At 65.3% G+C, this 22148-nt stretch carries 17 protein-coding genes and 4 pseudogenes; 12 read left to right on the forward strand and 9 right to left on the reverse strand.

What is annotated here, in order from left to right; genetic code table 11:
• The first annotated feature begins 80 nt into the window (after positions 1 to 80).
• Together IAI58_RS22395 and IAI58_RS22400 are read left to right on the forward strand one after the other, a co-directional pair.
• The gene (locus tag IAI58_RS22395) at positions 81 to 2861 is read left to right on the forward strand and encodes a virulence-associated E family protein (protein WP_208776344.1); all 2781 of its coding nucleotides are present in this window, start codon (positions 81 to 83) and stop codon (positions 2859 to 2861) included.
• A 1000-nt stretch (positions 2862 to 3861) separates the two neighbouring features.
• The gene (locus IAI58_RS22400; protein WP_207450817.1) at positions 3862 to 4938 is read left to right on the forward strand and encodes a transposase; all 1077 of its coding nucleotides are present in this window, start codon (positions 3862 to 3864) and stop codon (positions 4936 to 4938) included.
• A gap of 285 nt (positions 4939 to 5223) precedes the next feature.
• On the opposite strand, the gene IAI58_RS22405 is transcribed toward IAI58_RS22400, so the two are convergent.
• On the reverse strand, positions 5224 to 5823 hold the full coding sequence (locus IAI58_RS22405) for a helix-turn-helix domain-containing protein (protein ID WP_207450815.1): 600 nt from the start codon (positions 5821 to 5823) through the stop codon (positions 5224 to 5226).
• A gap of 129 nt (positions 5824 to 5952) precedes the next feature.
• Between IAI58_RS22405 and IAI58_RS22410 the strand changes: the two genes are divergently transcribed.
• The gene (locus IAI58_RS22410; RefSeq protein WP_207450813.1) at positions 5953 to 7260 is read left to right on the forward strand and encodes an NAD(P)/FAD-dependent oxidoreductase; all 1308 of its coding nucleotides are present in this window, start codon (positions 5953 to 5955) and stop codon (positions 7258 to 7260) included.
• A 164-nt stretch (positions 7261 to 7424) separates the two neighbouring features.
• Here the strand turns inward: IAI58_RS22410 and IAI58_RS22415 are convergent, their stop codons facing one another.
• The 7 genes from IAI58_RS22415 to IAI58_RS23425 form a co-directional block, all read right to left on the reverse strand.
• Positions 7425 to 9656 (reverse strand): N,N-dimethylformamidase beta subunit family domain-containing protein, encoded by a 2232-nt coding sequence (locus IAI58_RS22415; RefSeq protein WP_207450811.1) that lies wholly within the window; start codon positions 9654 to 9656, stop codon positions 7425 to 7427.
• Between the two features lie 20 nt (positions 9657 to 9676).
• Positions 9677 to 9988 carry a N,N-dimethylformamidase alpha subunit family protein gene (locus IAI58_RS22420; RefSeq protein ID WP_207450809.1) on the reverse strand — a complete coding sequence of 104 codons (312 nt, stop codon included), beginning with the start codon at positions 9986 to 9988 and terminating at the stop codon, positions 9677 to 9679.
• Between the two features lies 1 nt (position 9989).
• A complete protein-coding gene (locus tag IAI58_RS22425) occupies positions 9990 to 11048 on the reverse strand; it encodes an ABC transporter substrate-binding protein (protein WP_207450807.1) in 1059 nt (352 codons plus the stop codon).
• Between the two features lie 56 nt (positions 11049 to 11104).
• Complete coding sequence (locus tag IAI58_RS22430; protein WP_237182987.1) at positions 11105 to 11878, reverse strand: ABC transporter permease; 774 nt, start codon at positions 11876 to 11878, stop codon at positions 11105 to 11107.
• Positions 11879 to 11910: 32 nt separating this feature from the next.
• Entirely contained in the window at positions 11911 to 12687 is a 777-nt protein-coding gene (locus IAI58_RS22435) for an ABC transporter permease (RefSeq protein WP_208776346.1), read from the reverse strand.
• 32 nt (positions 12688 to 12719) lie between these two features.
• On the reverse strand, positions 12720 to 13739 hold the full coding sequence (locus IAI58_RS22440; protein ID WP_207450801.1) for an ABC transporter ATP-binding protein: 1020 nt from the start codon (positions 13737 to 13739) through the stop codon (positions 12720 to 12722).
• 199 nt (positions 13740 to 13938) lie between these two features.
• Positions 13939 to 14430, reverse strand: a complete 492-nt coding sequence (locus IAI58_RS23425) for a hypothetical protein (RefSeq protein ID WP_207450799.1) — start codon at positions 14428 to 14430, stop codon at positions 13939 to 13941.
• Between the two features lie 138 nt (positions 14431 to 14568).
• Here IAI58_RS23425 and IAI58_RS22450 point away from each other — a divergent pair, with 138 nt between their 5' ends.
• From IAI58_RS22450 to IAI58_RS22465, 4 genes and pseudogenes are all read left to right on the forward strand, one after another.
• A complete protein-coding gene (locus IAI58_RS22450) occupies positions 14569 to 15510 on the forward strand; it encodes an IS5 family transposase (RefSeq protein WP_207450797.1) in 942 nt (313 codons plus the stop codon).
• A 427-nt stretch (positions 15511 to 15937) separates the two neighbouring features.
• Positions 15938 to 16579: pseudogene (locus tag IAI58_RS22455) on the forward strand (IS6 family transposase); the annotation flags it as partial.
• Between the two features lie 65 nt (positions 16580 to 16644).
• Positions 16645 to 16956, forward strand: a complete 312-nt coding sequence (locus IAI58_RS22460) for a hypothetical protein (RefSeq protein WP_207450795.1) — start codon at positions 16645 to 16647, stop codon at positions 16954 to 16956.
• Between the two features lie 242 nt (positions 16957 to 17198).
• A pseudogene (locus tag IAI58_RS22465) lies at positions 17199 to 17885 on the forward strand (transposase); the annotation flags it as partial.
• 7 nt (positions 17886 to 17892) lie between these two features.
• Here the strand turns inward: IAI58_RS22465 and IAI58_RS22470 are convergent.
• Complete coding sequence (locus IAI58_RS22470) at positions 17893 to 18120, reverse strand: helix-turn-helix domain-containing protein (protein WP_272877199.1); 228 nt, start codon at positions 18118 to 18120, stop codon at positions 17893 to 17895.
• A 137-nt stretch (positions 18121 to 18257) separates the two neighbouring features.
• On the opposite strand from IAI58_RS22470, the gene tnpA reads away from it, so the two are divergent.
• From tnpA to IAI58_RS22490, 5 genes and pseudogenes are all read left to right on the forward strand, one after another.
• On the forward strand, positions 18258 to 18659 hold the full coding sequence (gene tnpA / locus IAI58_RS22475; protein WP_207451415.1) for an IS66-like element accessory protein TnpA: 402 nt from the start codon (positions 18258 to 18260) through the stop codon (positions 18657 to 18659).
• A pseudogene (gene tnpB / locus IAI58_RS23360) lies at positions 18656 to 18961 on the forward strand (IS66 family insertion sequence element accessory protein TnpB); the annotation flags it as partial. The gene tnpA and the pseudogene tnpB, both read left to right, overlap by 4 nt.
• An 84-nt stretch (positions 18962 to 19045) precedes the next feature.
• Positions 19046 to 20578 carry an IS66 family transposase gene (gene tnpC, locus IAI58_RS22480; protein ID WP_408906225.1) on the forward strand — a complete coding sequence of 511 codons (1533 nt, stop codon included), beginning with the start codon at positions 19046 to 19048 and terminating at the stop codon, positions 20576 to 20578.
• 368 nt (positions 20579 to 20946) lie between these two features.
• A pseudogene (locus IAI58_RS22485) lies at positions 20947 to 21180 on the forward strand (transposase); the annotation flags it as partial.
• Positions 21181 to 21319: 139 nt separating this feature from the next.
• Positions 21320 to 21985, forward strand: coding sequence for a glutathione S-transferase family protein (locus IAI58_RS22490; protein WP_207450782.1), 666 nt, complete (start codon positions 21320 to 21322; stop codon positions 21983 to 21985).
• Positions 21986 to 22148: the final 163 nt, after the last annotated feature.

The following is a 22148-nucleotide window of genomic DNA, read 5'->3' on the forward strand; positions in this document are numbered from 1 at the left end:
CTCATCATGCTGGAAGAATCGGGCAACTGTTGTTCTAATGCCACATCACCTGCTCCTTCATCTGCCAATAAGGGAATTGCATGACTGTGCATCAATTCATTTCTGCACGCCATAGTCAGCTGCTGATCTCTCCACAACAGTCCACGCCGGTTGCCAGGATGTCGGATCAGCGAACCTACTGCTTCACTCTCGGCAAGAGCGCGACGGAGAGCAAGTGGCCGAAGTCTAACCGCAGGGAGATGGCCTGGGAGCAACTGACCGAGTTCCTGACGACCCACAAGGTCGGCAAGAAGGAGGGCAGTTGCATTGTCCCTGCCATCTTCCGTGGCGAGCGTCGCAAGAAGGACGAAACCGAGCAGATCGACTTCATGATGCTCGACAGCGATACCGGCGTCCCGCTGGAGGAGATTGTCGCGCAGATCCAGGCGCGCGGCCTGCGGGCCGTGATCTCGTCCTCCTATTCGCACAAGACGGAATACAGCAGCGTCAAGGAATCGACCTGGAAGAAGTGGGCCGAGGAGAACGGCGGGGAAGATCCGAAGAGATACCTGCGGGAGCATGGCGTGGTGCCGGCGGTGGCCGATACCGGGTTCCTGCTGCATGTCGAGGACGGCCGGCAGGTCATCCACCACGACCAGATGCCGAAGTTCCGCGTGGTCCTGCCCCTGCGGAAGCCCTGGCGCGCCGCCGACTACCCCTCCCAGGAGGCCGCGAATGCCGCCTGGAAGGCAGGAGTGGAACTCACTTCGGCCGCGCTGGGGTTCCGGCACGACGCCTCCACCACGGACACCAGCCGCCTGTTCTACGCGCCCAGGTGCCCGGCTGACGGGCCTGCGCCGCAGACGGCGATCCTCGACGGCGAGCCGCTGGACCTGGATGCGCTGGAGGAGGAGGAGGGCATCTCGGCCGACGATCTGGTGGTCAAGGCCGTCCGCAAGGGCGAGAAGGTGTTCTATGGCGATTTCGACCTGACGCTCTGGTCGAAGAAGTATGGCGCCCGGTTCGAGATCGTCGATGCGCTCCGGCATCGCGGCAAAGCGAGCTTCATTCATGCGAAAAACGAGGGTAGGCAGCACCTCGTCTGCGTGGACGACGGCGACCATTCCTCGGCGAAGAAGGATACCGCGACCTTCGTCTCCAATGCGTCGGAGGCGCGTGGCGGCGTCAAGGGCTTCACCTATCACTGCCTGCACGCTCATTGCAAAGACAAGGACCGCCTCCACTGGATCACGCGGCTTGTCGAAGAAGAGTGGCTGCTGCTGGAGGATCTGAAAGACCCCGATTTCCTCGTCGAAGCGGACGAGGATGACGAGGAGGCCAAGCATCTAGAGACGATCGGCGATTCTCTCGATGTTGACAGGCTGAAAGCCGGTTTCGAGAAGGCCACGACCAAGGGCGAGATGGCCGCGCTGGTCGCGGAGATCCGTGAGAAGCGGTTCTCTCTCCTCGATCAGACTGACCTGATCGGCGCCTATAGCAGCGCGGTAAAGCGCATCACGGGGATGCGGCCCACGCCTGCCAAGGCCGAGAAGGCGCTGCGGCCGTCCACATCCGGCGACGGGTGGCTCGGGCAACTGGAGGTCGACCAGGACGGCCGCATCTCCGCCGTCGTGACGAATGCAGTTGTCGTGCTCTCGGAAGATCCGGTCTGGCGTGGTGTCCTCGCCTATGACGAGTTAGCGCGCTCGATTGTTCTGATGCGGCCGATTCCCATCCACGGTGAAGGCAGCCTGGAGGATGATTTCGATGAGCCGCAGCCCTGGTCCGATGACGACACGACGCGAGCACGCATCTATCTCCAGCGGGTGAAGATTCTGGTGTCGCAGGAGGACACTTTCCGGGCCGTCCGGCTGGCGGCCCTGAAAAACCACTTCAACCCGCTGGTCAAATACCTCAAAGGGCTCGTCTGGGACGGTAAGTGGCGCCTCGACACATGGCTGATCGACTACTGCAAGGCGGAGGACACGCAGTTCGTCCGCGACGTGGGGCGCATGACGCTCCTGGGGGCCGTGGCGCGGGCTTTCAACCCCGGCTGCAAGCTCGACAACATGCTGGTGCTGGAAGGCGACCAGGGCGCCAGGAAGTCGACCGCCATCGCCATCCTGGGCGGCCGGTGGTTCTCTGACAGCGTGCCGCCGCTGGAGAAGGATGAGGTCCGCCTGTCCATGTCGCTGCATGGAAAGTGGATCATCGAGCACGCCGAGATGGCCTCGATCCGCAAGCCGCAGGTCGAGGAGGTCAAGTCGTTCCTGACGCGGCAGACCGAGGAGTATGTCCCGAAGTATGGTCGCGTCCGCGTCCGCGAGCCGCGCTCCTGCATCTTCATCGGAAGCTGTAACCCGGACGGCGCCGGCTACCTCCGCGATCCCACGGGCGCCCGCCGCTTCTGGCCTGTCAAGGTAGGAGACGAGATCGACACTGACGCGCTGCGCCGGGACCGCGACCAGCTTTTCGCGGAGGCCGAGTTCCGCCTTAACTTTGAAAAAGAGCCCTATTGGCCGAGCAGCGAGTGGCAGCGGATCTACGCCAAGCCGGAGCAGGAGAAGCGGGAGGAGGAGGATGACGGGTGGATCGACCTGATCCGCGACTGGCTGGAAGGGTCGGCCGGAACGCTGATCGACGAGCACGGCAATGAGGTGCGGAAAGACCCGATCACGCGGACCACCACTCAGGAGGTGCTGTCAAAGGCCGTCGGCATGGCGCCAGCGGCAATCGACCCCCGCTCGCAGTCGAGGGCGGCCAGGGCGATGACGAAGCTAGGGTGGGTGCGGAAGAAAGTCAGGAACAGCCAACGTTATTGGGTCTGCCATGATTACGACGTGGTGCTGCCGCCATCGCCGGAGGATCTGGAGGGCCTATAGCCTGCCCGCCTCCTCGTTGTTTCTACTGGCTACCGCAGCCCTCGGAACTCACTTCCGGGGGCTTCTCATTTGCCCTCCTCCGGTGCCCACTCAGGAGGCCGCGTGCCCACTGAGATTAGCGGCCAGTGGGCACCTGTAAGTCGATGTTTTGACTATGTGGCGCCCACTGACCCACTGTCCCCATTAGATTGTATATGACACATAGGAAAAACTCGATGGGTAGGCATTACTGTCATATCGTGTTTTTCCCATAGCCCTCTTTAGATTCATCGTATTTCGATGGGCACAGTGGGCACAGCCTGGGTCCGAAGCGGCGGGAAACCCCGAAATAGCGGCCTAAAATCGTCCGTTCAGCTTTAATCCCGAAATAAGGGCCTAAAATCGACCCTTAACGGCTATCAGGCCGCGCACCTGCCCAAAAGTCAGTGGGCACCGCCTTTAGCCCCGATTTTAGGCCCTCTGACGGGAGTTGAGATCCGGCGGTCGCCCGAAGTCCCGTTAATCGCGCTCACAGGCCGTTTTTCAGGGGTCAAAGGTCTCCTGGGAGGTCGGGAGGGCCTTATCTCCGCTCACAGGCCGAAAAATCGCCCTATAGGGCAAAATCCGGCATAGTTTTCCACCGGGGCTCTGCGCCGCCCCCGGTTCCAACCTACCAATGGTAGGGACCCAATGTCTAACCCGCATTCCCGTGTGATATCAAATGGTTAAACCAAAATACGGTTAAAGAACCCCGCGCCACAGGCCACCACAGGCGAGGAGAGGCCGGGCCAGCCGGAACCCCGGATCCCAGGCCACCACAGCCAAGTTGAGTCCGGCCATCCCGCTAACCCTCGTCACAGGCCACCGCAGGGTCGGCTAGCCAGCCGTCAGGAGAGAGGCCCTAGAACCGGCCGCCAGGGACGGCGGGAAGGGCAGGCAGGAGCAGACTGGACACTTCGAAAAACCTCGCGGCTGAGGCGCGAAGCTGATTCACTGAGGTCAATCAGCGGGGGCAGTGGCGATGGCGAGTCAGCCGGAGTTCTTCGATGTCGATGAGCGGTATGCGGCGCTCTCCGCAGCCGGCGACCCGCTGGAGCGCCTTGCAGCCGTGGTCGACTTCGAGATCTTCCGCCCGGTGCTGGATGCGGCGCTGGCGCGGGCGGACCGCAGCCGCGGTGGGCGCCCGCCCTATGACGCCGTGCTGATGTTCCGCATCCTGGTGCTGCAGGCGCTCTACAGCCTCTCTGACGAACAGGCTGAATTCCAATTGCGGGACCGGCTGTCCTTCATGCGCTTTGCGGGCCTTGCTCTGCACCAGGCGGTGCCGGACGCCAAGACGATCTGGCTCTATCGCGAACAGCTCAAGCAGGCCGGTGCCATCGAGGGGCTGTTCCGCCGCTTTGATGAGGTGCTGGCGGCCAAGGGATTTCTCGCCATGGGTGGGCAGATCATCGATGCCACCCTGATCGCGGCACCGCGCCAGAAGCTCACGGTGGAGGAGAAAGCCACCATCCGCGAGGGCGGCACGCCGGAGCATTGGTCGAAGACCAAGCGGGCACAGAAGGATCGGGATGCCCGGTGGACGCTCAAGCGCGGCAGAGCCAGGCCCAAATCAGAAGGCGCACCGCGCCGGGCCATTCAGATCGCGGTGCCGGTCTTCGGCTACAAGAGCCATATCGGCATCGACCGGCGTCACGGGCTGATCCGCCGCTGGATGCTCACCGATGCCGCTCAGCATGACAGCCGCAGCTTTCCAACCCTTCTGGATACCGAGAATACCGCCAGTCGCGTCTGGGCCGACACCGCCTACCGCACCAGGCGCAACCTGGAAGTGCTGGAGCGACGCGGACTGTCTGAGAGGATCCAGTTCCGCAGACCACCACGACGCCAACTCTCCGAACAACAAGCGAAGGCCAATGCATCACGCGCCCGGATCCGCTCCGGCATCGAGCATGTTTTCGCCGCGCAGAAGCATCGCATGGCGCTGTTCGTCCGCACCATTGGCCTGGCCCGCGCGCAGGTGAAGATCGGCATGGCCAATCTCGCCTATAACTTCACCCGCCTCGCCTGGCTCAGCACCCGAGCTGTGCCCGCATAACCCCACAGCGCCCACGAAGAGCAGCACCCGCCGCCCAAAGCCGGTGACCCAGCCGGGTCAGCAGGGGAACGTCACAGCCTGAGGCGGCGATCCTGCTCGCGGAGGCTGCACCGCACCGGGTACTTCGAGGTGTCCCGTCGCCAACCCAGCGCAGGGCGCCGAACTCAAACAGCGGGTTGGCACCGTCAGCACCTTGCTGAGGATTGCGATCTCTGACGACCGCTTCGCCCGGACAAACTCTCGAGCGATGACGCTACGCATTCCTTTCTTTTCCCGGTTGCGCCTTCAATACATCGCTGGTGCAACCACCCAGATCAGCTCTGTCGGCTCATCTCCGATGCACCAGAAGCGCAGTGCGGCCGAGGCCGAAAAGGCGAAGGAATCGCCCGGATCCAGCGCATACTCGCGACCGTCAATCTCAATGCCGAGCCGCCCGGCAAGTACGGTGCCGCATTTCGCTCCGGCCTGAAGCGTTGCCTCATTCTTGCCGGAGGTGCCCTTCGGCTCGATGACGATCCGCATCATCTGCAGCGCCGAAACCGCGTCCGGAGACAACAGCTCCTTTGTCAGGCCGCCGGGTCCGAGTTCCATCCGTCGCCGGTTGTCCTTTCGGACCACGACGCCTTCTTCAACGCCTCCGGTCCCTTCGAACAGCCAGCCCACAGGCATCTCCAGCGCACCGCATATGGCGCGTAGGGACCGGAGTGTCGGCGTAGCAAGGCCGCGCTCAACCTCGCTCAGGAAGCCGATGGAGACTCCGGCAGCGTCTGCCACCTCCTGCAGCGAAATCCTGCGGATGTTGCGCCGCATGCGCAACTTGGGACCGATGCCAGGGCCGAGATCCTGCTTGCTCTCCGCGGCATGCTGAGGCTGCGTCTTCGCCAAAGTCTTGCTCCTCTCGCGCCTCACGGAACCGACGCGGTCCAGCCAACATTGCATCCGGCGCGGCATTGGCGATAGTGAAAAAACTGCGGTACATTTTCGCCATCAGCTGTGGCAGGAGAGTTAGGGCAAATGCAACGTGAGACCACCGCGCGTCAGGTACCCCGCACGCTGCCGCGCAGCCTCTACGCCGCTACCGCTCGCCCCACTGTAGCAGCGCCGCCTCTGGAAGGCGATCGGAAGGCCTCTGTCGCGGTGATCGGCGGCGGCTTCACCGGGCTGTCCGCCGCGCTCCACCTGGCTGAAGGGGGCGCCGATGTGGTGCTGATCGAAGCCAACGAGCCCGGCTGGGGTGCCTCGGGTCGCAATGGCGGGCAGGTCAATCCGGGCCTGAAATACGATCCGGACCAAGTGGAGCAGGACTTCGGAGCGGATCTCGGGAAGCGCATGGTCGCATTCTCCTCCAATGCGCCGAACGTCGTCTTCGATCTGGTGCGCCGGCACCAGATACGCTGCGAGGCCCGTCAGGGCGGTACGCTGCGGGCAGCCTATGCGGAAAAGAACGCCGCTGTCGTGCGCAGCACCGCCGAGCAGTGCCTGCGTCGCGGAATGCCGGTGGAACTGCTGGAACGTAACGCGATGCGCGCCGTGACCGGCACCGACCGGTACATTTGCGCCGTCCGCGACCATCGTGGCGGCTCCGTCAACCCGCTCGGCTATGCGCGGGGCCTGGCGGAGGCCGCTCAGCGAGCGGGCGCCACCATCCATGCCGGAACCGCGGCCTTGTCGATACAGCGTCAGGCCAGCGAGTGGGCCGTGCGCACGCCAGGTGGCACACTGCGCGCGGAGAAGCTGGTCATTGCCACCAATGCCTACACGGACGACATCTGGCCGCGGCTGCGCCGCAGCGTCGTGCCGGTGTTCAGCGCCATCGTCGCGACCGAGCCGCTCCCGCCCGACCTAGCTGCCAGCATCCTGCCGAATGGCGCGAGCCTGTATGAGAACGGGCAGATCACCGTCTATTATCGGATCGACGAGAACGGTCGCCTCCTGATGGGCGGCCGCAGCCCCATGCGCGACATTTCGGACCCGGGCGAGCTCAGCTGGCTGGTGCGCTACACGGAGCGCCTTTGGCCCGCACTGAAGGGTGTTCGCTGGGAATTCACCTGGAACGGCCAGCTCGCCGTGACGACGGACCACTATCCGCATCTGCATGAGCCGGCCGAGAACGTGCTGATCTGCCTGGGCTACAATGGACGTGGGGTTGCGATGGCCAGTGCGATGGGCGGCGAGCTTGCGCGGCGCTGCTTCGGCGCATCGGTCGCCGAACTGAACATGCCCGTCACCGACCTGAAGGAGATACCCTTCCACGGCCTGTGGCGCAGCGCGGCCGCGGCGCGGATCCTCTATGGCCGGATCCGGGACTCGCTCGGCCTGTGACGACCATGCCCCTGCCGCCATCCGGCGGGGCATGATGCCGCTGGAGCATGCTCCGATCGGCTGGAATCAGTCCATCGGAACGTGCCCCGGAAAATATGTGAGCTGGAGTAGATCATGCTCGATCGGATGGAGCCACTCCGCGATTCCATCCGATCGGCGCGGCCCTAAGGCGCTGGTGGCATGGGGAAGGGCGTCGGATCCGCGAAGCGCAGCACGACGTTCCGTGTAATCTGCGCGACGTCGTTGTCGTGCCCATTCGTCGGCAAGGAATGCGCCCAGGCGATCGAACCGACGGCGAAGACCGCCCCGCCGGCCGGCCCCTCATGGAACACCAGTTCGGCCCGCACCTCAGGGTTCTCCTCGCCACTATGGTTGGCGATCGAGGACGTCATCGCCTCCGGCGCCAGCAGCATGTAGCGTGTGTGGCCTTCGCTGCGCCCGACCACGAGCGCATGCGGCGGCGTTCCGAGCTTCACATCGGCGCAGTCGATTTCCTCTCCCGCCGCGCCACCGCCGATGAGGCCGTGATTGCCGACAATCTCCCCCTCCACGCCCTCAAAGATCCAGGCGGCGCGCGGATCGCGCGCTTCCGGTGTCAGGCGATAGTAGCTCGAGAAATCGAATCCTGTGGCAATCGTGCCGGCAGCCGCCACTCGCTGCGGCGCCCGCCCGAGCCGGCGCCACAAGCCGCCATATTCGCCGGTAAAGGAGTGATAGGCCTCGCCAGGCTCGGTTTCCCAATAGCGCGCCCCGCTCTCGGCGCGGCGCACCTCGATCAGCCACGGCTTCTCCGGGTGGTAGGCCACGCGCCAGTAGAAGCCATTGCCGCCGAGATAGATCAGCCGCCCCCCTTTCGCCTGCCAGGCCTCGAGCGAGTCCAGCATGCGGGTGGTCCAGTATTCCGGATGGGTGCCGGTGAGCACGCAGCGATACGGCGCGAGCACGCTCGGCCCTTCCGCGTGAAGGTGGTCATCGGTGATCAGGTCGTAGCCGATGCCTTCGGCGTGCAGCCATTCCAGAATGTGCGTGTCCGCGTTGAACGCCCACAGGCGCTGGCGGATTCGCATGGCGAAGAGGGGCCGCAGCCGCGAGGAGTAGCAGACGCCGGAACCGTCCGAATGGGTATCGTAGGGGGAGAGTCCCAACTCGCGGCGCTCATGCACGAAGACTTCCGGCGCACCGATCGTCATCCAGGTTCCGCGCTTGGGCTCCATCTCGGCCATGTCGGTGCTGTAGTGCGGCGTCGCATAGGCCATGTAGGTCGCGGTCGAGGCAAGAAAGGCGACCGGGTTGCGCCCCTCGCCACGCGGCGGGGCGACGAAGAACACCACATGTTCCACCGGCCCCTTGCCCTCCGGCGTCAGCCGCGCGGCGTAGGCGCCGCTCGGCAGGTCATCCGGGATCCGGATCTCGAAGTCGGGCTCCCAGCGCGCATCCTCGAAATCGTCATCATGGAAATGCACCGCCGCGAAATGCGCCGGGCGCACCGTCCAGGCCTGTACGGTGCCGTCGAAATCGGCCGAGGTCACGCCGCGGGTCGGCAGGTTGACCAGAACACCATGTAGGGCATGCGGACCGGTATCGATGACACGGCTGCCGGAGATGTCCTCCGCCAGATCCCAGGCGCCGAGCAGGCTCGACTCATCGCGCGGCGGCAGGCCGGTCGCGAACAACCTGGCACGCGCGTCCGGCGCCAGCTCGCCAGTGAAGAGGCAAGGCGCTTCAATCTTGCCGTTGTAGTGGCTGGTGGCGACGCCGCGCGGCAGCGCAGCGGCGTCTTCCGACGCCTCGGCCGCCAGGGTCAGCGGAAGGCCTGCCACCGCAGGCGCCGCCGCCGCGGCATTCCAGTCGCCGTCACACTGCCCCGCGGGGAAACGCTGGAGAGCGCGCAGCGTCAGCCGCGCCTTGCCGCCCGACCAGGACAGCGTCGCCTGGAACCAGTAGCGGGCGAGCAGCCTTGTCGGGCTGCGCAGTGTCGTCTGGCCCACACGTCCTTCCAACCGCCCCTCAGCGTCAATGGCCAGCGACCAGCCATCCTGTCCCGCGCCGCGTGCCATCAGCACCTGCCGCCGGCCGAGTTCCGGCGTGGTCGGAAAGAAGCGGCAGGACGCGGTGAACTCGGCCGTCTCGGCAGCAGCGGGCGGCGTTGGCAGCAGCGAGTAGGAGCCGATGTGCAGCGACTTGCGCCGCCCCTGGTGCAAGGTGCCGAGCACACCCGGCACCAGTTCCTCCTTCAGCCCGACGCCACCCGGCGTCTCATCGCCGCAGATCACCCGCACCAGGTCGGCCCGATAGCGCGTTCCACCGTCTTCTGAGGAAACGTGGATGCGCACGGTTTCGCCCGCCCGAACACAGAGCGGATCGGGGTAGCCCAGGAGATCGTAGTCGCAGATCACTGGGCTAGCGTATCCATTCATCAGTCAAGGTCCTCCGGCCAGGGAATGCCCGCATGCTTCTCCCACCGCAGCCGCAGAAGCGCCCACTGGGCTGCCTTGAAGGTGTCGAAGCGGCGCTCGTCATGGAAGGTGATGGGATCGTCGCGCCGATTGCCGAGCTGGCCGATCGCCCATTCTTTGCCCGGCTGGACAGTGAGAATGAAGGTCTTGCCCTCAAGGCCCTCCGTGCGCAGGCGCGTCAGCAGCCTATGCAGCGGCAGCGAATGATGACGCGATGGTACGTCGCGATATTCGCGCAGCAGGGGGATGTCGCGTTCGGTAATCTGGTACATGTCAGCGAGCCCGGTCTACGATCTGCTCGGCGAGGCGGACACGTTCGTCGAGATTGGCGGCGATCGTGTACCAGTTCGGCGCATAGTTTCGCCGCCTGACTTCCGCCATGGTCAGGCCAAGCTCCTGCTCCAGCTCGGCTGGGATGACGACTTCCGGATTCAGCGGCAGCGAACCGGCTTCCCGGAAAACACCGATGGCGGCCTGATGATCCGTAGCGCGGTTGAGGAACCGTCGCGCTGCTTCCTGGTCGGGAGCGTTCTTCGGAATGGCGAACACGTAAGAAAGGTTCAGCCCGCCTTCCTCCGGCAGGATGATATCGACCTGGCGCTCACCCGCACGCCTCAGGAGCTGGACCTGCGAGGAATAGAACGGTGCCGCCGCCACCTCGCCGCGCGAGAGCTGGGTCTGCAGCGACGCCATCGAGGTGTAGACCGCGCCGGCATTGCGCGCGATTGCCTCCAGCATCGGCACGCCTGGACGGATGTCGTTCTCGTCGCTGCCGTTCAGCTTAGCGAAGAGCGTCAGGTCATAAGGGCCCAGGAAGACCGGGCGGGTGATGGAAAGCTGCCCACGCCACTTGCGGTCCTTGAGCGCGTGCCAGGACTGCAAGTCGGAGGCGCGTGCCAGCTCCTTGTTGTAGGCAATGCCGTAGTAGAGGAAGCTCGTTGGCATCCCGATCAGCTTGCCCTGCCGGTCTCGCACCCAATACTCCTCGGGAATGTGGCGGACATTCGGGATGTCGTCCGGCGTCAATTCCTGGATGAGACCGCGGTTCGCCAGGTTGGCAGCCTGGTAGGACGCCGCGACGATGACGTTGTGCTGGGGCCGGCCCTGCGCCGCGGCGACAGCGGCCGCAGGATCGGAAACTTCGGCCACCGTCACGGGAATGCCAGTCTCCCGGGTGAAAGGCGCACCATAGACGTCGCGGTATGTCTGTGCGCCGCGGCCACCCCAGGAGGCCATGATGACCCTCCCGGCGGCCTGCGCCGTCGCGAGATGCGGCATGGCCAGGGTGGCCGGCAAGGCGAGAATGGCGCGGCGTCCGATCGGGACAGACATTGATGATCCTCCTTAGCTGGCGTGGGCGCAGAGAGCAGGCAGCGGACTTCGCAGCGTCATGCGCGGCGCGAGTCCTCTTCCACGTCCACGAAGATCTTCAATCCGAAGCTCCGCTGCGCAAGCAGCACGAGGGCGGACGTGAACACGATGAGCAGGCTTGAGATGGCAGCCACCACCGGGTCGGCGCTGTCGTGCAGGTGGCCGTAGATGGCCACCGGGAGCGTCGTCACCTCCGGCCCGATGAGGAACATCGTGACCGTTACCTCGTCGAAGGAGACGATGAAGGAGAACAGCAGGGAGGCGGAAAGTCCCGGCCGCAGCAGGGGAAGCCTCACGCGACTGAACGCCGCGCGCTCATCGGCCCCAAGCACGCGCGCCGCCTCCGCCAGTGAGGGGTCAATCTGGCGCAGTGCCACCGCGATGGGCCGGTAGGCGAAGGGGGCGCACAGCATGAGATGCGCGATCAGGATGCCGGCGCCGGTGCCGTTCATCTGGACGGCGATCAGCCAGCCCAGGAAGGCGATGCCGATCGCGGCATGCGGAAACAGCAATGGCAGCAGGATCATCGTCTCGGCCACACTGCGCAGGCGCTCCGGCGCGCGTTCCAGCGCCAGCGCCGCGCCGAGCGCCGCCAGCGTGGTGAGGATCGCGGCAGCAACGGCGATGAGAGCCGAGATGCCGAGTGCCCGTATCCAGATCGCCGAGCCAAGAAACTCTTCATACCACCGCAGCGAGAAGCCATCGGGCGGAAAGCGCAGCACCGCCGTGGGATGAAAGGATGCGCCGATGACCACCACCAGCGGTGCCGGCAGCAGGATCAGCAGCAGCACGCCAAGGACGCTCACCGGCGCCGGAGTATTTGTCACAGGCTCCCCCGGCGGCGAAGCCGCCCCTCCCACATCTGCAGCGGCATCACCAGCAGCAGGGAGACGACGAGCAGAATAGTCGCCATCGCCGACGCACGGGCGAAATCGAAGATCTGGAAGATCTCGGTGTAGATCTGCGTACCGAGCATGCGGTCACGCAACCCGCCAAGCAGCAGCGGCGTCACGATCGCACCGGTCGAGATCAGCAATACCAGCGAGCAGCCGCCGAGCACGCCGGGCAACGACAATGGCAAGGTCACGCGCCGGAAGGATTGCCAGCCGGTCGCGCCGAGCACCCGCGCCGCCTCCTCCAGCCGAATGTCCTGGCGCAGCAGGGAGGAGAGCAGCGCGATGACCATGAAAGGCAGCAGCACATGTGTCAGGCCAATCAGAACCGCGGTCGGCGTGAACAGGATGCGGATCGGCATGTCGATCAGGCCGAGGTTGCGCAGCGCCTCGTTGAGTACGCCGCGGTTGCCCAGCAGCACCATCCAGCCAAAGGTCCGCACCACGATGCTTACCAGCCAGGGCGAGATGACCAGCATCAGCCAGAGGTCGCGGCGAGGCGAGCGTGCAAGGAACAATGCAAGCGGGTAGCCGAGAAGCAGGCACAGCAGCGTCGTCGCCACGGCGATCCAGACCGTCCGCCAGAGGATGCGCTGCATCATGGGATCGGCGAGCTGGGCGACGATGAGCGTCATGCCATCGGCGGCAAGGCTGGACCAGAGCAGCGCCGCGATGCTGGCAGCGAAGGCGATGACGAGCAGCGCCATCGGCAGGCCAAGCAGGATGCGCGTGCCCCTGCTCACGCCGCCACCGTGGCGCATGTCGCCGGATCAAATCCCAATGTCGCCTTGCTGCCGAGCCCCAGATTGCCAGCGGCGGAACCAGGCAGCACGGCGATCAAGGCCGGACCGCCGCCGTGCGGGGCAACGCGGAAGCGCGCATGGGGCCCGATGAAATCCATCGCGTCGATGCTGCCCTCCAAGCGCACCGGGCGCTCCAGCGCTGCAGCGCCGACACTGACCTCCTCTGGCCGCACGACGAGCAATCGGTTGGCGGGCAGCGACACGCCAAGCCGTGCGAGTTCGTCCGGGCCGAGCATGTTGGCCTCCCCCACGAACTCGGCGACGAAGCGGTTGGCGGGACGCTGATAGACCTCCTGCGGTGTGCCGACCTGCGCCAATTGACCACTTTGGAACACGGCGACGCGATCCGCCATGGAAAGTGCCTCCTCCTGGTCGTGAGTAACGAAGATGAAGGTGGTCCCCGTGCGCCGCTGCACGCTCTTCAGTTCGCCCTGCAACTGCCGGCGCAACTTCAGGTCCAGGGCCGACAGCGGCTCGTCGAGCAGCAGCAATCCCGGGCGCAATACCAGCGCACGCGCCAATGCGACGCGTTGCCGCTGCCCACCCGAAAGCTGCTGGATCCGGCGCGCTCCGTAGTCGGGCAGATCCACGAGTTCTAGCGCTGACCGCACCTCGCGCTCGATCTCGGCAGCCGGGCGTCGGCGCAGCGAAAGGCCAAAGCCGATGTTTTCAGCGACCGAGAGATGAGGGAAGAGCGCGAGGTTCTGGAAGACGAGGCCAATGTCGCGATGGTTTGGCGGCAAGCCCTGAAGCGGCCGTCCGTCGAGCGCGATGCCGCCGACATCTGGCGTTTCGAAGCCGGCAATCAGCCGCAACAGGGTGGTCTTGCCGCAGCCGGATGGCCCAAGGAAGGAGATGAACTCGCCGGGCTGGATGTCGAGCGAGACACCGGCCAACGCCCGGACAGCACCGAAGGACTTACCGACTTCTCTGACCTGGAGGTGACCCTTGTCCAATCGCGCACCCTACCGCCGAAATTGCACGAGTGAGCCTAACCCACGATCTGTGAAAATTAATAGCCTATTTTTTCACTAAACCCGCTCGGGCGTGCCTGATTGTGCCACCCCACCGGGCGTCCCGGCTCGCAGCGATGGCGGCCTGCAGGAGATCGTCCGGGCGTCCTCCGGCAGTCCGTTGATCCGTGCTGCTTGCGGTTTAGTCGACGCGTCCAGGACAGGTCGTTTCCGCGGTCAGTGCCACGCCTTGGCCACGCATGCCCGCCCTCAAGCTGGTGGATGGCCGGACGGCTGTGGCGTAGCGCCAACATGGTGGGGCACAGTCCCGGCCATTGAGATGGGGATCCGGAGCCGAAAGCGCGGGGACCGCCCGAGACGCCGCACGGTGGGGCGGATCGAAGGCGGTGGTGGGGATGGCGGCGAACCTGCTGGTACCCGCCAGGCCGACGGCCACGTCCTTCAGCGCGTGGCCGATCCCGAAGATGCGCAGCAGCCGCCCGTCGAAATCTGCGCCCTCGTCCTTCGGCGCATTCACGAACTCGAACTGCAGCGCGCGTTCGCAGACGTGGCCCAGGCGGGAGCCGCCGAGATAGTTGCGCGGCGGCGCTGCCTGGTTCGCCGTTACCAGCGCGGCGTCGATCGCGGTGTTCACGTGCGCGGAGGTCTGGCTGCGGCTGTTGAAGTCGAGCATCAGAAGGGCACCTCCGCCGCCGCGTCCTGCCGGGCGATCGCCTGCATCGCCTCCTAGGAGACCTGTGCGCGGGTAGTGGTTGAAGGTAGCCGTGCTTCGTGATTCGCTGGTTTCTCCGTTCAGCCCGGAGATCGGTAGATGGCGCAGCGCCAGATCGGCCAGGAAGGCTTCGGTTTTATCCCTTTACGTGGCAGTCACTCGTCACTGGATGAGTTGGAAAGCCTGATTGACTGGCATCCCATTGCGACGGTGCTCGGTGAGATCCATGCCGCGGCTAAAGGCGAACCCGCTTGGCCGCCGCTCGCCCTGTTCAAGGCGATGCTGATCGCGGTCTGGTATGATCTATCGGACGTGAAGCTGGCCGAGGCGCTGGATGACCTTGCCTCCTTCCGCCGCTTCTGCGGCTTTGCTGCGCAAGAGCCGACACCGGAGCGCACCGCCTTTGTCCGGCTTCGGAGGCAGTTGGTGGCTTGTGAACTGGACCAGGTGCTATTCGCTGAGGTGACGGAGCAGCTCAAGGCCAAGGCCGTGAAGGTAAAGACGGGCACGCTGGTCGATGCCACGGTGATCACCTCCGCCAGTGAGCAAGATGAGGAAGCCCGTTGGTCCGGTCATCAGCGACGCCGCGCGATCCATGGCTACAAGGCGCATGTTGGTGCGGACGGCGATACCGCCATCGTGGAGCGGGTCTCGGTCACACCTGGAAATGCCCATGATGGGCGCTCCGGCGAAGGAGCGCTTCCGGACAAGCCCGGCACTGTCTTTGCCGACAGCGCCTATCGGGGCCAGCTCTTCGCCGCGGCAGTCCGCATCAGGGGCGGAGTGCCGCATGTGGCGCAGAGCAGCATTTGGGCCCACGAGGATGACCGGACGGCAGTGCGCAGGCTACGGGACTGGAACAACAGCATCCATCGCGTCCGCTGCCGCATTGAGAAGGTCTTCGGTACCTGGAAGCGCAGCTATGGGTTACGCCGCATGCGCTGGCGAGGATTGGCCAAAGCGGCTCTGCAGGTCTGCCTCACCGCCATGGCCTACAACCTGAAACGAACTGCCACCATCATGAGGCCGGCAAGCAGTTGAGCAGCGAGTGCGCCTGGCGGCTTGAACGGGGCTTCCTGAGGAACCTGCCTGCGACAGAGCGTAGCAAGCGCAGAGGGAAGCAGCTCGAGTGATGGCCCATTAGCCAAACTCAGCCCGTCTGGGCACCTTCAACCACTACCCGCGCACAGGTCTCATGACTCGTTGATTGTGCCGGCCAGTGCCAAGGCAGCGGCTCGTCGCGCCATCATGGAGAGTTACGTTGCCGTCTGTGGCCTGGCGCCAAGGCTCAAGCGTAAGAGAGGAGTTTCGAACCTGCCACCCTCCTGAGGAGAGCATCTGGATAAGACGTCAGTTTTGGCAAGCCAATTTTGGCTTGCCAAAACTGACGTCCAATATATGCTGCGTGTGGGCATTGTCACGTCGTTGAGCGCTAGCCGGAATGAGGGGGCTGAGCCAGGCTGGCCGGATGTCAACCGAGCCCGCCACCTACCCCGGCTACCGCTTCCCCGCCGCGGTCATCCACCATGCCGTCTGGCTCTACCACGTGTTCAGCCTGAGCCTGCGCGATATCGAGCTTATTCTGGCCGAGCGGGGCGTGGTGGTCAGCTACGAGAGCATCAGGCGCTGGTGCCTCCGCTTCGGCACGAAGTTCGCGGCAAGGCTGCGCAAGCGGCGGCCGAGGCCGGGCGACACCTGGCACATGGATGAGGTGTACCTGAGGATCAATGGCGAGTTGTTCTACCTCTGGCGCGCGGTGGACCAGCACGGTGTCGTGCTCGACATCCTGGTCCAGGAGCGGCGGAACGCCACGGCCGCCAAGCGCTTCTTCAAGCGCCTGCTGGTCGGCCTCAAATACAAGCCGCGCAAGATCATCACGGATGGGCTCCGCAGCTACGGCGTCGCGCAGCGTGAGGTCCTGCCCGGTGTGCCGCATCGGACCAGCCGCTACCTCAACAATCGTGCCGAGAACTCCCACAGGCCGACGCGACGGCGAGAACGCCAGATGCAGCGCTTCAAGTCACCTGGGCAAGCCCAGCGGTTCCTCTCGGCACACGCGATGATCTATGGCCACTTCCGTCCACGGCGACACCTGATGACCGCCGAACAGTAGCACCGTTCGCGCGAGAGGGCCTTCCGGATCTGGCGGCAGGAAACGTGTGTCCAGATGGCGGCGTGACGTCGCGCAAGCTCCGCCCTGCGGTCAAACTCGTCTGGCCATCAAACAACGTGACAATGCCGCAGGGCTGGACCTCGGGCACCGAGAAGGGCGCGGCCAACTACATCGACAACCTGGTGAGCCAGAGGAACGGGAGGTTCATCGAGCCTTGGGAAGCTGATTTTCTCAAGCTGTTCTTCAGGCACGTGCGGAACCCGCTTGGTCACGGAGCGGGCAGCCAAGCACCACCGGAATTTACTGAGCATCAAATCGCCTGGGCGATTGAGACGGCGATGAGCTGGATCAAGAGCCTGATTCGCCGCCTCTGAGAGCTAATGAGACCTGTGCGCGGAAGGGTCGTTCACCGTCGATTGGCTGAACGTGCGGCTGCTACTTCTTCCCGCCGGAAAGGGGTGGCTGTTTGGTCTGATGATGAGCCCTACATGGTCATCTCAGGCCGCAGCCGTTCCGAGCATGCTCGCTGTTCGCTTGAGATTGTAGGCGATGGCGGTGAGGCAGACTTGGAGACTGGCCTTACCCAAGCCCCGCCCGCTTCGCGGCGGAGGTCGATGCGGGCCGGACGATGCTTGCGCGGGCCGACGATCGGTTCGGCTATCGTCCCAAGCGCGTCGCGGCCGACACCGCCTATGGCAGCGCCGCGTTCTTGGCGTTCGTCACCGATCGCGGCACTATCCTGCATATCCCGGTGCTGGAACGCTCCGAGCAGACCAAAGGCAAGTTCCCCCGCGAAGCCTTCCGCTACGAGCGGGAGCAGGATCGCTATGTATGCCCTGCTGGCAAAACACTGCCCTTTCGCGGTGCCGATCGCCGGGCTGGCTTCCTCCGGTATAGCGCCAGCCCTGCCGATTGCCGCGACTGTCACCTCAAACGGAAATGCACCGCAGGTAGCAATCGGTCGGTCACGCACAGCGAATATGAGGACGTGTGCGAGCTGGTGCGCGTCGAGATGCAGACGCCGCTATTCAAGCGGTCGATGCGGCTGCGTCGGAGCGCCGAGCGTGTGTTCGCAGATGCCAAGGCTAAGCGGGGTCTGACCCGCCTGCACTTACGCGGCCTGCGCGGTGCCGAGGAAGAGTTCCTGTTGGGCGCGGCCATCGCTAACCTTGTGCTGTTGGCCCGCCCCGACGCACGACCGTCCCGAACACGCCGCCCGCCCACAGTGTTGGCGGGGGTCGACCACATGGCCCGGATCAGCCGAGGGCGGTTCGAGCAAGCCTATTACGCGACGATATTCTGATGCGGGGTCAGCCGGGTTCACGTTCAGCCGCAGGAAAGTGGCGGTAGAAGGTCGACCGGCCGACTTGCAGCAGCTTCGCGACCTTGGCGGGCTTGTCGCCGGCTTTTAGCAGCTTGCGTGCGGTGTCGAGCATGTCGGGCGTCATGACCGACTTGCGGCCCCCTCCCGTGCTGCCCTTCGCCCGTGCTGCCGCCAGACCAGCTATCGTTCGCTCCTTTATCAACTCGCGTTCCATCTCCGTAAGCGTCGTCTGACCCCCATGGTTGAGGTGCACAGCTCTGGGGAGGAGGATTGAGCCTTCTGGAGAGAGGGCAGGCAGTGGACGGGGATCTGGTCGGGAGCACGGAGGCGAGCACTCCTATGAGTGATCGTATGAGTGCCCGTACGGAATTCGTGGAAGTGGTGACCCGCGGTGAACGGCGCCGCCGCTGGAGCCCCGAGCAAAAGCTGCGGATCGTCGCCGAGGCGATGGACCCCACAGTCACCGCGGTCGATGTGGCACGGCGCTGGGGGATCGGCACGGGACTGCTTTATACATGGCGACGCGAGCTGCTGATGGCGGTCACCCCGGCGCCGATCACGCCAGGGCTCCCTGCGATCGCAGCGGAGGAAGCCCCCTGCGAGAATGCGCCTGCCGTCATTGCTGAGGCCGCCTCGCTGCCTGGTGACGGACGGATCGAGATCGCGCTTCCAGGTGGTGTCGTCGTCCGTGTTGATGCCGGGGTAGACGAGGCGGCGCTTCGGCGCGTCCTTGCGGCACTGGAGAGGCGATGATCGGTCCCGCGCCGGGCACACGCATCTTCCTCGCCTGCGGGGTGACGGACATGCGGCGTGGCATGGACGGGCTTGCCGCTCTCGTGCAGACCACCTTCGGCGAGGATCCGTTCTCGGGTGCGGTCTATCTCTTCCGTGGGCGCCGGGGCCATCTGGTGAAATGCCTCTGGCATGACGGTCAAGGCCTGTGCCTTTTCCAGAAGCGCTTGGAACGGAGCCGCTTCCAGTGGCCGGTGACGAACACCGGCAGGATTGCGTTGTCGGTGGCGCAGACTTCGATGCTGCTCGAGGGCCTGGACTGGCGCAACCCACAGCGGGTGTGCGGCCGAGCGCGACGTAGCAGCTTTCGCTTGCACCGACGCGGCGCGGCCTGCGACGATTCCTGCGTGACAGCAGCCGATGACACGAACGGGGCGGACGCGGAGGTGGTTCTCCTGCGCGCTGCGCTGGCTGCCGCCGAGGCGAGGATCGCGGCACTCGAGGGCATGCTCCACGCGCTCAACCGCGCACGCTTCGGCCAGAGTGCCGAGCGCATCGATCCCGGCCAGCTTGTCCTTGCACTTGGCCGCGACGTGCCACCCCCGCCGCCCGCGAACGATGCGCCGGGGGAGGATGGCCCTCGCGGACGCCCATCGGCGCGCCGGAACCGCGGCGCCTTGCCGCCGCACCTCGAGAGAGTGGAGCGCGTGCTGGAACCCGCCAGCCGGACCTGTTCTTGCTGCGGCAGCGACATGCGCGTCATCGGCGAGGACCGGTCAGAGCGGCTCGACGTCGTGCCCGCGAGGCTGCGGGTGCTGGTGACCGTCCGCCCGCGCCTGGCCTGTCGTGGCTGCGTGGGCGGTGTTCATCAGGCGCCTGCCCCGGAGCACGCGGTGACGCGCGGTCTGCCGACCGAGGCGCTGCTGGCGCATGTGCTCGTCTCGAAATACGGCGACGGCCTGCCGCTGTACCGCCAGGTGGCAATCCTCCGCCGCAGCGGGGTGAGGCTCGACCGCTCGACCCTCTGCGACTGGGTCGGGGCAGCTTGTTGGTGGCTCCGGCCTCTCTACGAGCGGGTCCTGGAGCATGTCAGGAAACAGGGACGGGTGTTCGCCGACGACACGCCACTTCCCACCCTGGAGCGCGGTCGCGGGCGAACCCGCAAGGGGGCCCTCTGGGCCTATGCCGTCGACGACCGCCCCTGGCTGGGGCGGGCTCCTCCTGCGGTCGCTTATGCCTACGCGCCGGACCGCAAGGGAGCGCGACCCGCTGCTCATCTCGGCCGGTTCCGAGGCGTGCTGCAGGTCGACGGCTATGACGGGTTCAAGGCCATGCGGCGGGAGCGCCGCGACGGCTCGGTGACGCTGGCCTTCTGTTGGGCGCACCTGCGCCGACGGTTCTTTGAGGTCCATGCGGGCACGAAGTCGCCCATCGCCGCCGAGGCCTTGCTGCGTATCGGGGAGCTCTACCGGATCGAGCGCGAGATCCGGGGCCGCTCGGCGGAGCAGCGCCGCGCCATCCGTCGCGAGAGGAGCGCGCCGCTGGTCGCCGCCCTCGAGATCTGGCTGCGGGCGCAGCTGGATCGCCTCAGCCAGGGCTCCAAGCTCGCCGGGGACATCCGCTACGGCCTGCGCCACTGGGGCGGTCTCGTGCGGTTCCTTGAGGACGGCAGGCTGGAGATGGATACAAACACGGTGGAGCGGCAGATCAGGCCCGTGGCCGTCACCCGCAAGGCGGCGCTGTTCGCAGGCAGTGAGGCAGGCGGCGCGAACTGGGCCATCGCGACGACGCTGATCCGGACGGCCCTGATGAATGACGTTGAGCCCGAGGCCTGGCTGACCGACGTGCTGCAGCGGATGGTCCGCGGCGACGTGCGCTCGAACGGGCTTGATGCCCTTCTCCCCTGGACCTGGGGCCGGGACACCGCCGCAGCGGCGTAGCCATCAGAGCCCGGCAAGGCGGGGTTTACCTCCTCCGCGTCGCTGGTATCGGCATGGACCGCGTCGTGGATGATGCGCGTGGTCACGCCCTGCAGATGCGCCCGCAGCGCCCGCTCCAGTTCCAGAAACTCGGGCCAGAGGACCGTATCGAGGAAGCCCTTGGGCGCGCGCAGCATTACCGTCGTGCGCTTCTGGCGAGGGTAGCGATAGGGCCTCAGCCCGTAGCGGCGGCAGAGGGCGACGAAGAGCTGCCGGGACCAGCTGTCCGGCATTGAGAACTGCTGCTCCACGGCCGGGTCACGGCGGGCTTGCTCGGGACTGTCAGGAATGTGTGTGGCGGGGCATAGTAGGGAAGAAGGAGACCCCCTATGGCCCGACGGAAAGAGCCGCGGATCCCGGATGCGATCCTGGACCAGTTGCTGGCCGGTGCGGACGCCAGAACGGCCTTCGAGCAGGGCGGCCTGCTGGATGAGCTGAAGAAGGCGTTCACCGAGCGGGCGCTGAACGCCGAGATGGACCACCACTTGGCCGGAGAGGGTGGTGAAGGCAACAGCCGCAACGGCTATGGCCGGAAGTCGGTGGTCACTGACAGTGGCAAGCTGGCGCGTGGATGGCGGCGTCGTCCGCTTTGTGGCCTGACGTTGAAGCTCCGGCGACGAGTACCGGTCACGTCTGCCGACATCCACACATGCACGCACGGAACGGTGCAGAGCTACAACTATGAGCGTGGAAGGCCGAACGATGGATCACGAACTCTTCTGGATAAGCGGCAGCCCCTACGCGTGGCGGGTGCAGTTGGCGCTCGAATACAAAGGCGTGCCGTATGTCTCGCGCCGGCTGGATGCGGGCAAGCAGGAACATCGCGCGCCGGCATTCCTCGCGCTGAACCCGCGCGGGAAGGTTCCGGTCCTGAAGACTGGCGACACGGCGCTGTACGAATCCGTGGCGATCATCGCTTTCCTGGATCGCGCGTATCCCGCCGTGCCGCTGCTCGGACAGACAGCACAGGAGCACGGCCGAGTCTGGCAGCGCGTGAGCGAGTTCGAGAATTACACGCGCGATCTGTTTGATGTGGAGATCGTCCGCCCGCTGTTGCGCGGCTATGCGAAGGACGATCCCGAAGCGATGCGCGCGTCAGCCGCTCGCGTCTATGATGCGCTTGGCTGGATGGAGCAGGCACTGTCGATCACGCCTTATCTGGCGGGCGACGACATCACCGCAACGGACATCGTCGCACTGCCGAACATCCAGATGCTGCGTCGGGTCGCAGTGCGTTCGGAAGCCATCGAAATGGAGCTTGGCCTCGAAGACCTCGGCGCGCGTCTGCCAGCATTGGGCGCCTGGCTGTCGCGCATGGAGACAATGCGGGGCTATGACGCTGCTTACCCACCGCACTGGCGGACTTGATCGAGAAGGAAGGCAGCGCGCATGCCATGTGTGTCTGCCTGCCAGCATTTCTCAAATCCAGTCCATTCCCGATTGACCATCCCAATGGGACGGGACCACGAATACTTGGGTGTCATTCCGCCCTCAAACGCACCCGGCCAACGATGGGGCATGTTTCAACAGC

It is taken from the genome of Roseomonas marmotae (genome assembly GCF_017654485.1).
In the GTDB taxonomy this organism is placed as follows: domain Bacteria; phylum Pseudomonadota; class Alphaproteobacteria; order Acetobacterales; family Acetobacteraceae; genus Pseudoroseomonas; species Pseudoroseomonas marmotae.

Excerpts from the sequence above, each read along its gene's own strand:
- IAI58_RS22425 (WP_207450807.1), bottom strand. The coding sequence starts at position 11,048 with ATGTCTGTCCCGATCGGACGCCGCGCCATTCTCGCCTTGCCGGCCACC.
- IAI58_RS22410 (WP_207450813.1), top strand. The coding sequence starts at position 5,953 with ATGCAACGTGAGACCACCGCGCGTCAGGTACCCCGCACGCTGCCGCGC.
- IAI58_RS22435 (WP_208776346.1), bottom strand. The coding sequence starts at position 12,687 with ATGGCGCTGCTCGTCATCGCCTTCGCTGCCAGCATCGCGGCGCTGCTC.
- IAI58_RS22490 (WP_207450782.1), top strand. The coding sequence starts at position 21,320 with ATGGATCACGAACTCTTCTGGATAAGCGGCAGCCCCTACGCGTGGCGG.
- IAI58_RS22400 (WP_207450817.1), top strand. The coding sequence starts at position 3,862 with ATGGCGAGTCAGCCGGAGTTCTTCGATGTCGATGAGCGGTATGCGGCG.
- IAI58_RS23425 (WP_207450799.1), bottom strand. The coding sequence starts at position 14,430 with ATGCTCGACTTCAACAGCCGCAGCCAGACCTCCGCGCACGTGAACACC.
- IAI58_RS22450 (WP_207450797.1), top strand. The coding sequence starts at position 14,569 with ATGGCGCAGCGCCAGATCGGCCAGGAAGGCTTCGGTTTTATCCCTTTA.
- IAI58_RS22470 (WP_272877199.1), bottom strand. The coding sequence starts at position 18,120 with ATGGAACGCGAGTTGATAAAGGAGCGAACGATAGCTGGTCTGGCGGCA.
- tnpA (WP_207451415.1), top strand. The coding sequence starts at position 18,258 with ATGAGTGCCCGTACGGAATTCGTGGAAGTGGTGACCCGCGGTGAACGG.
- IAI58_RS22420 (WP_207450809.1), bottom strand. The coding sequence starts at position 9,988 with ATGTACCAGATTACCGAACGCGACATCCCCCTGCTGCGCGAATATCGC.
- IAI58_RS22395 (WP_208776344.1), top strand. The coding sequence starts at position 81 with ATGACTGTGCATCAATTCATTTCTGCACGCCATAGTCAGCTGCTGATC.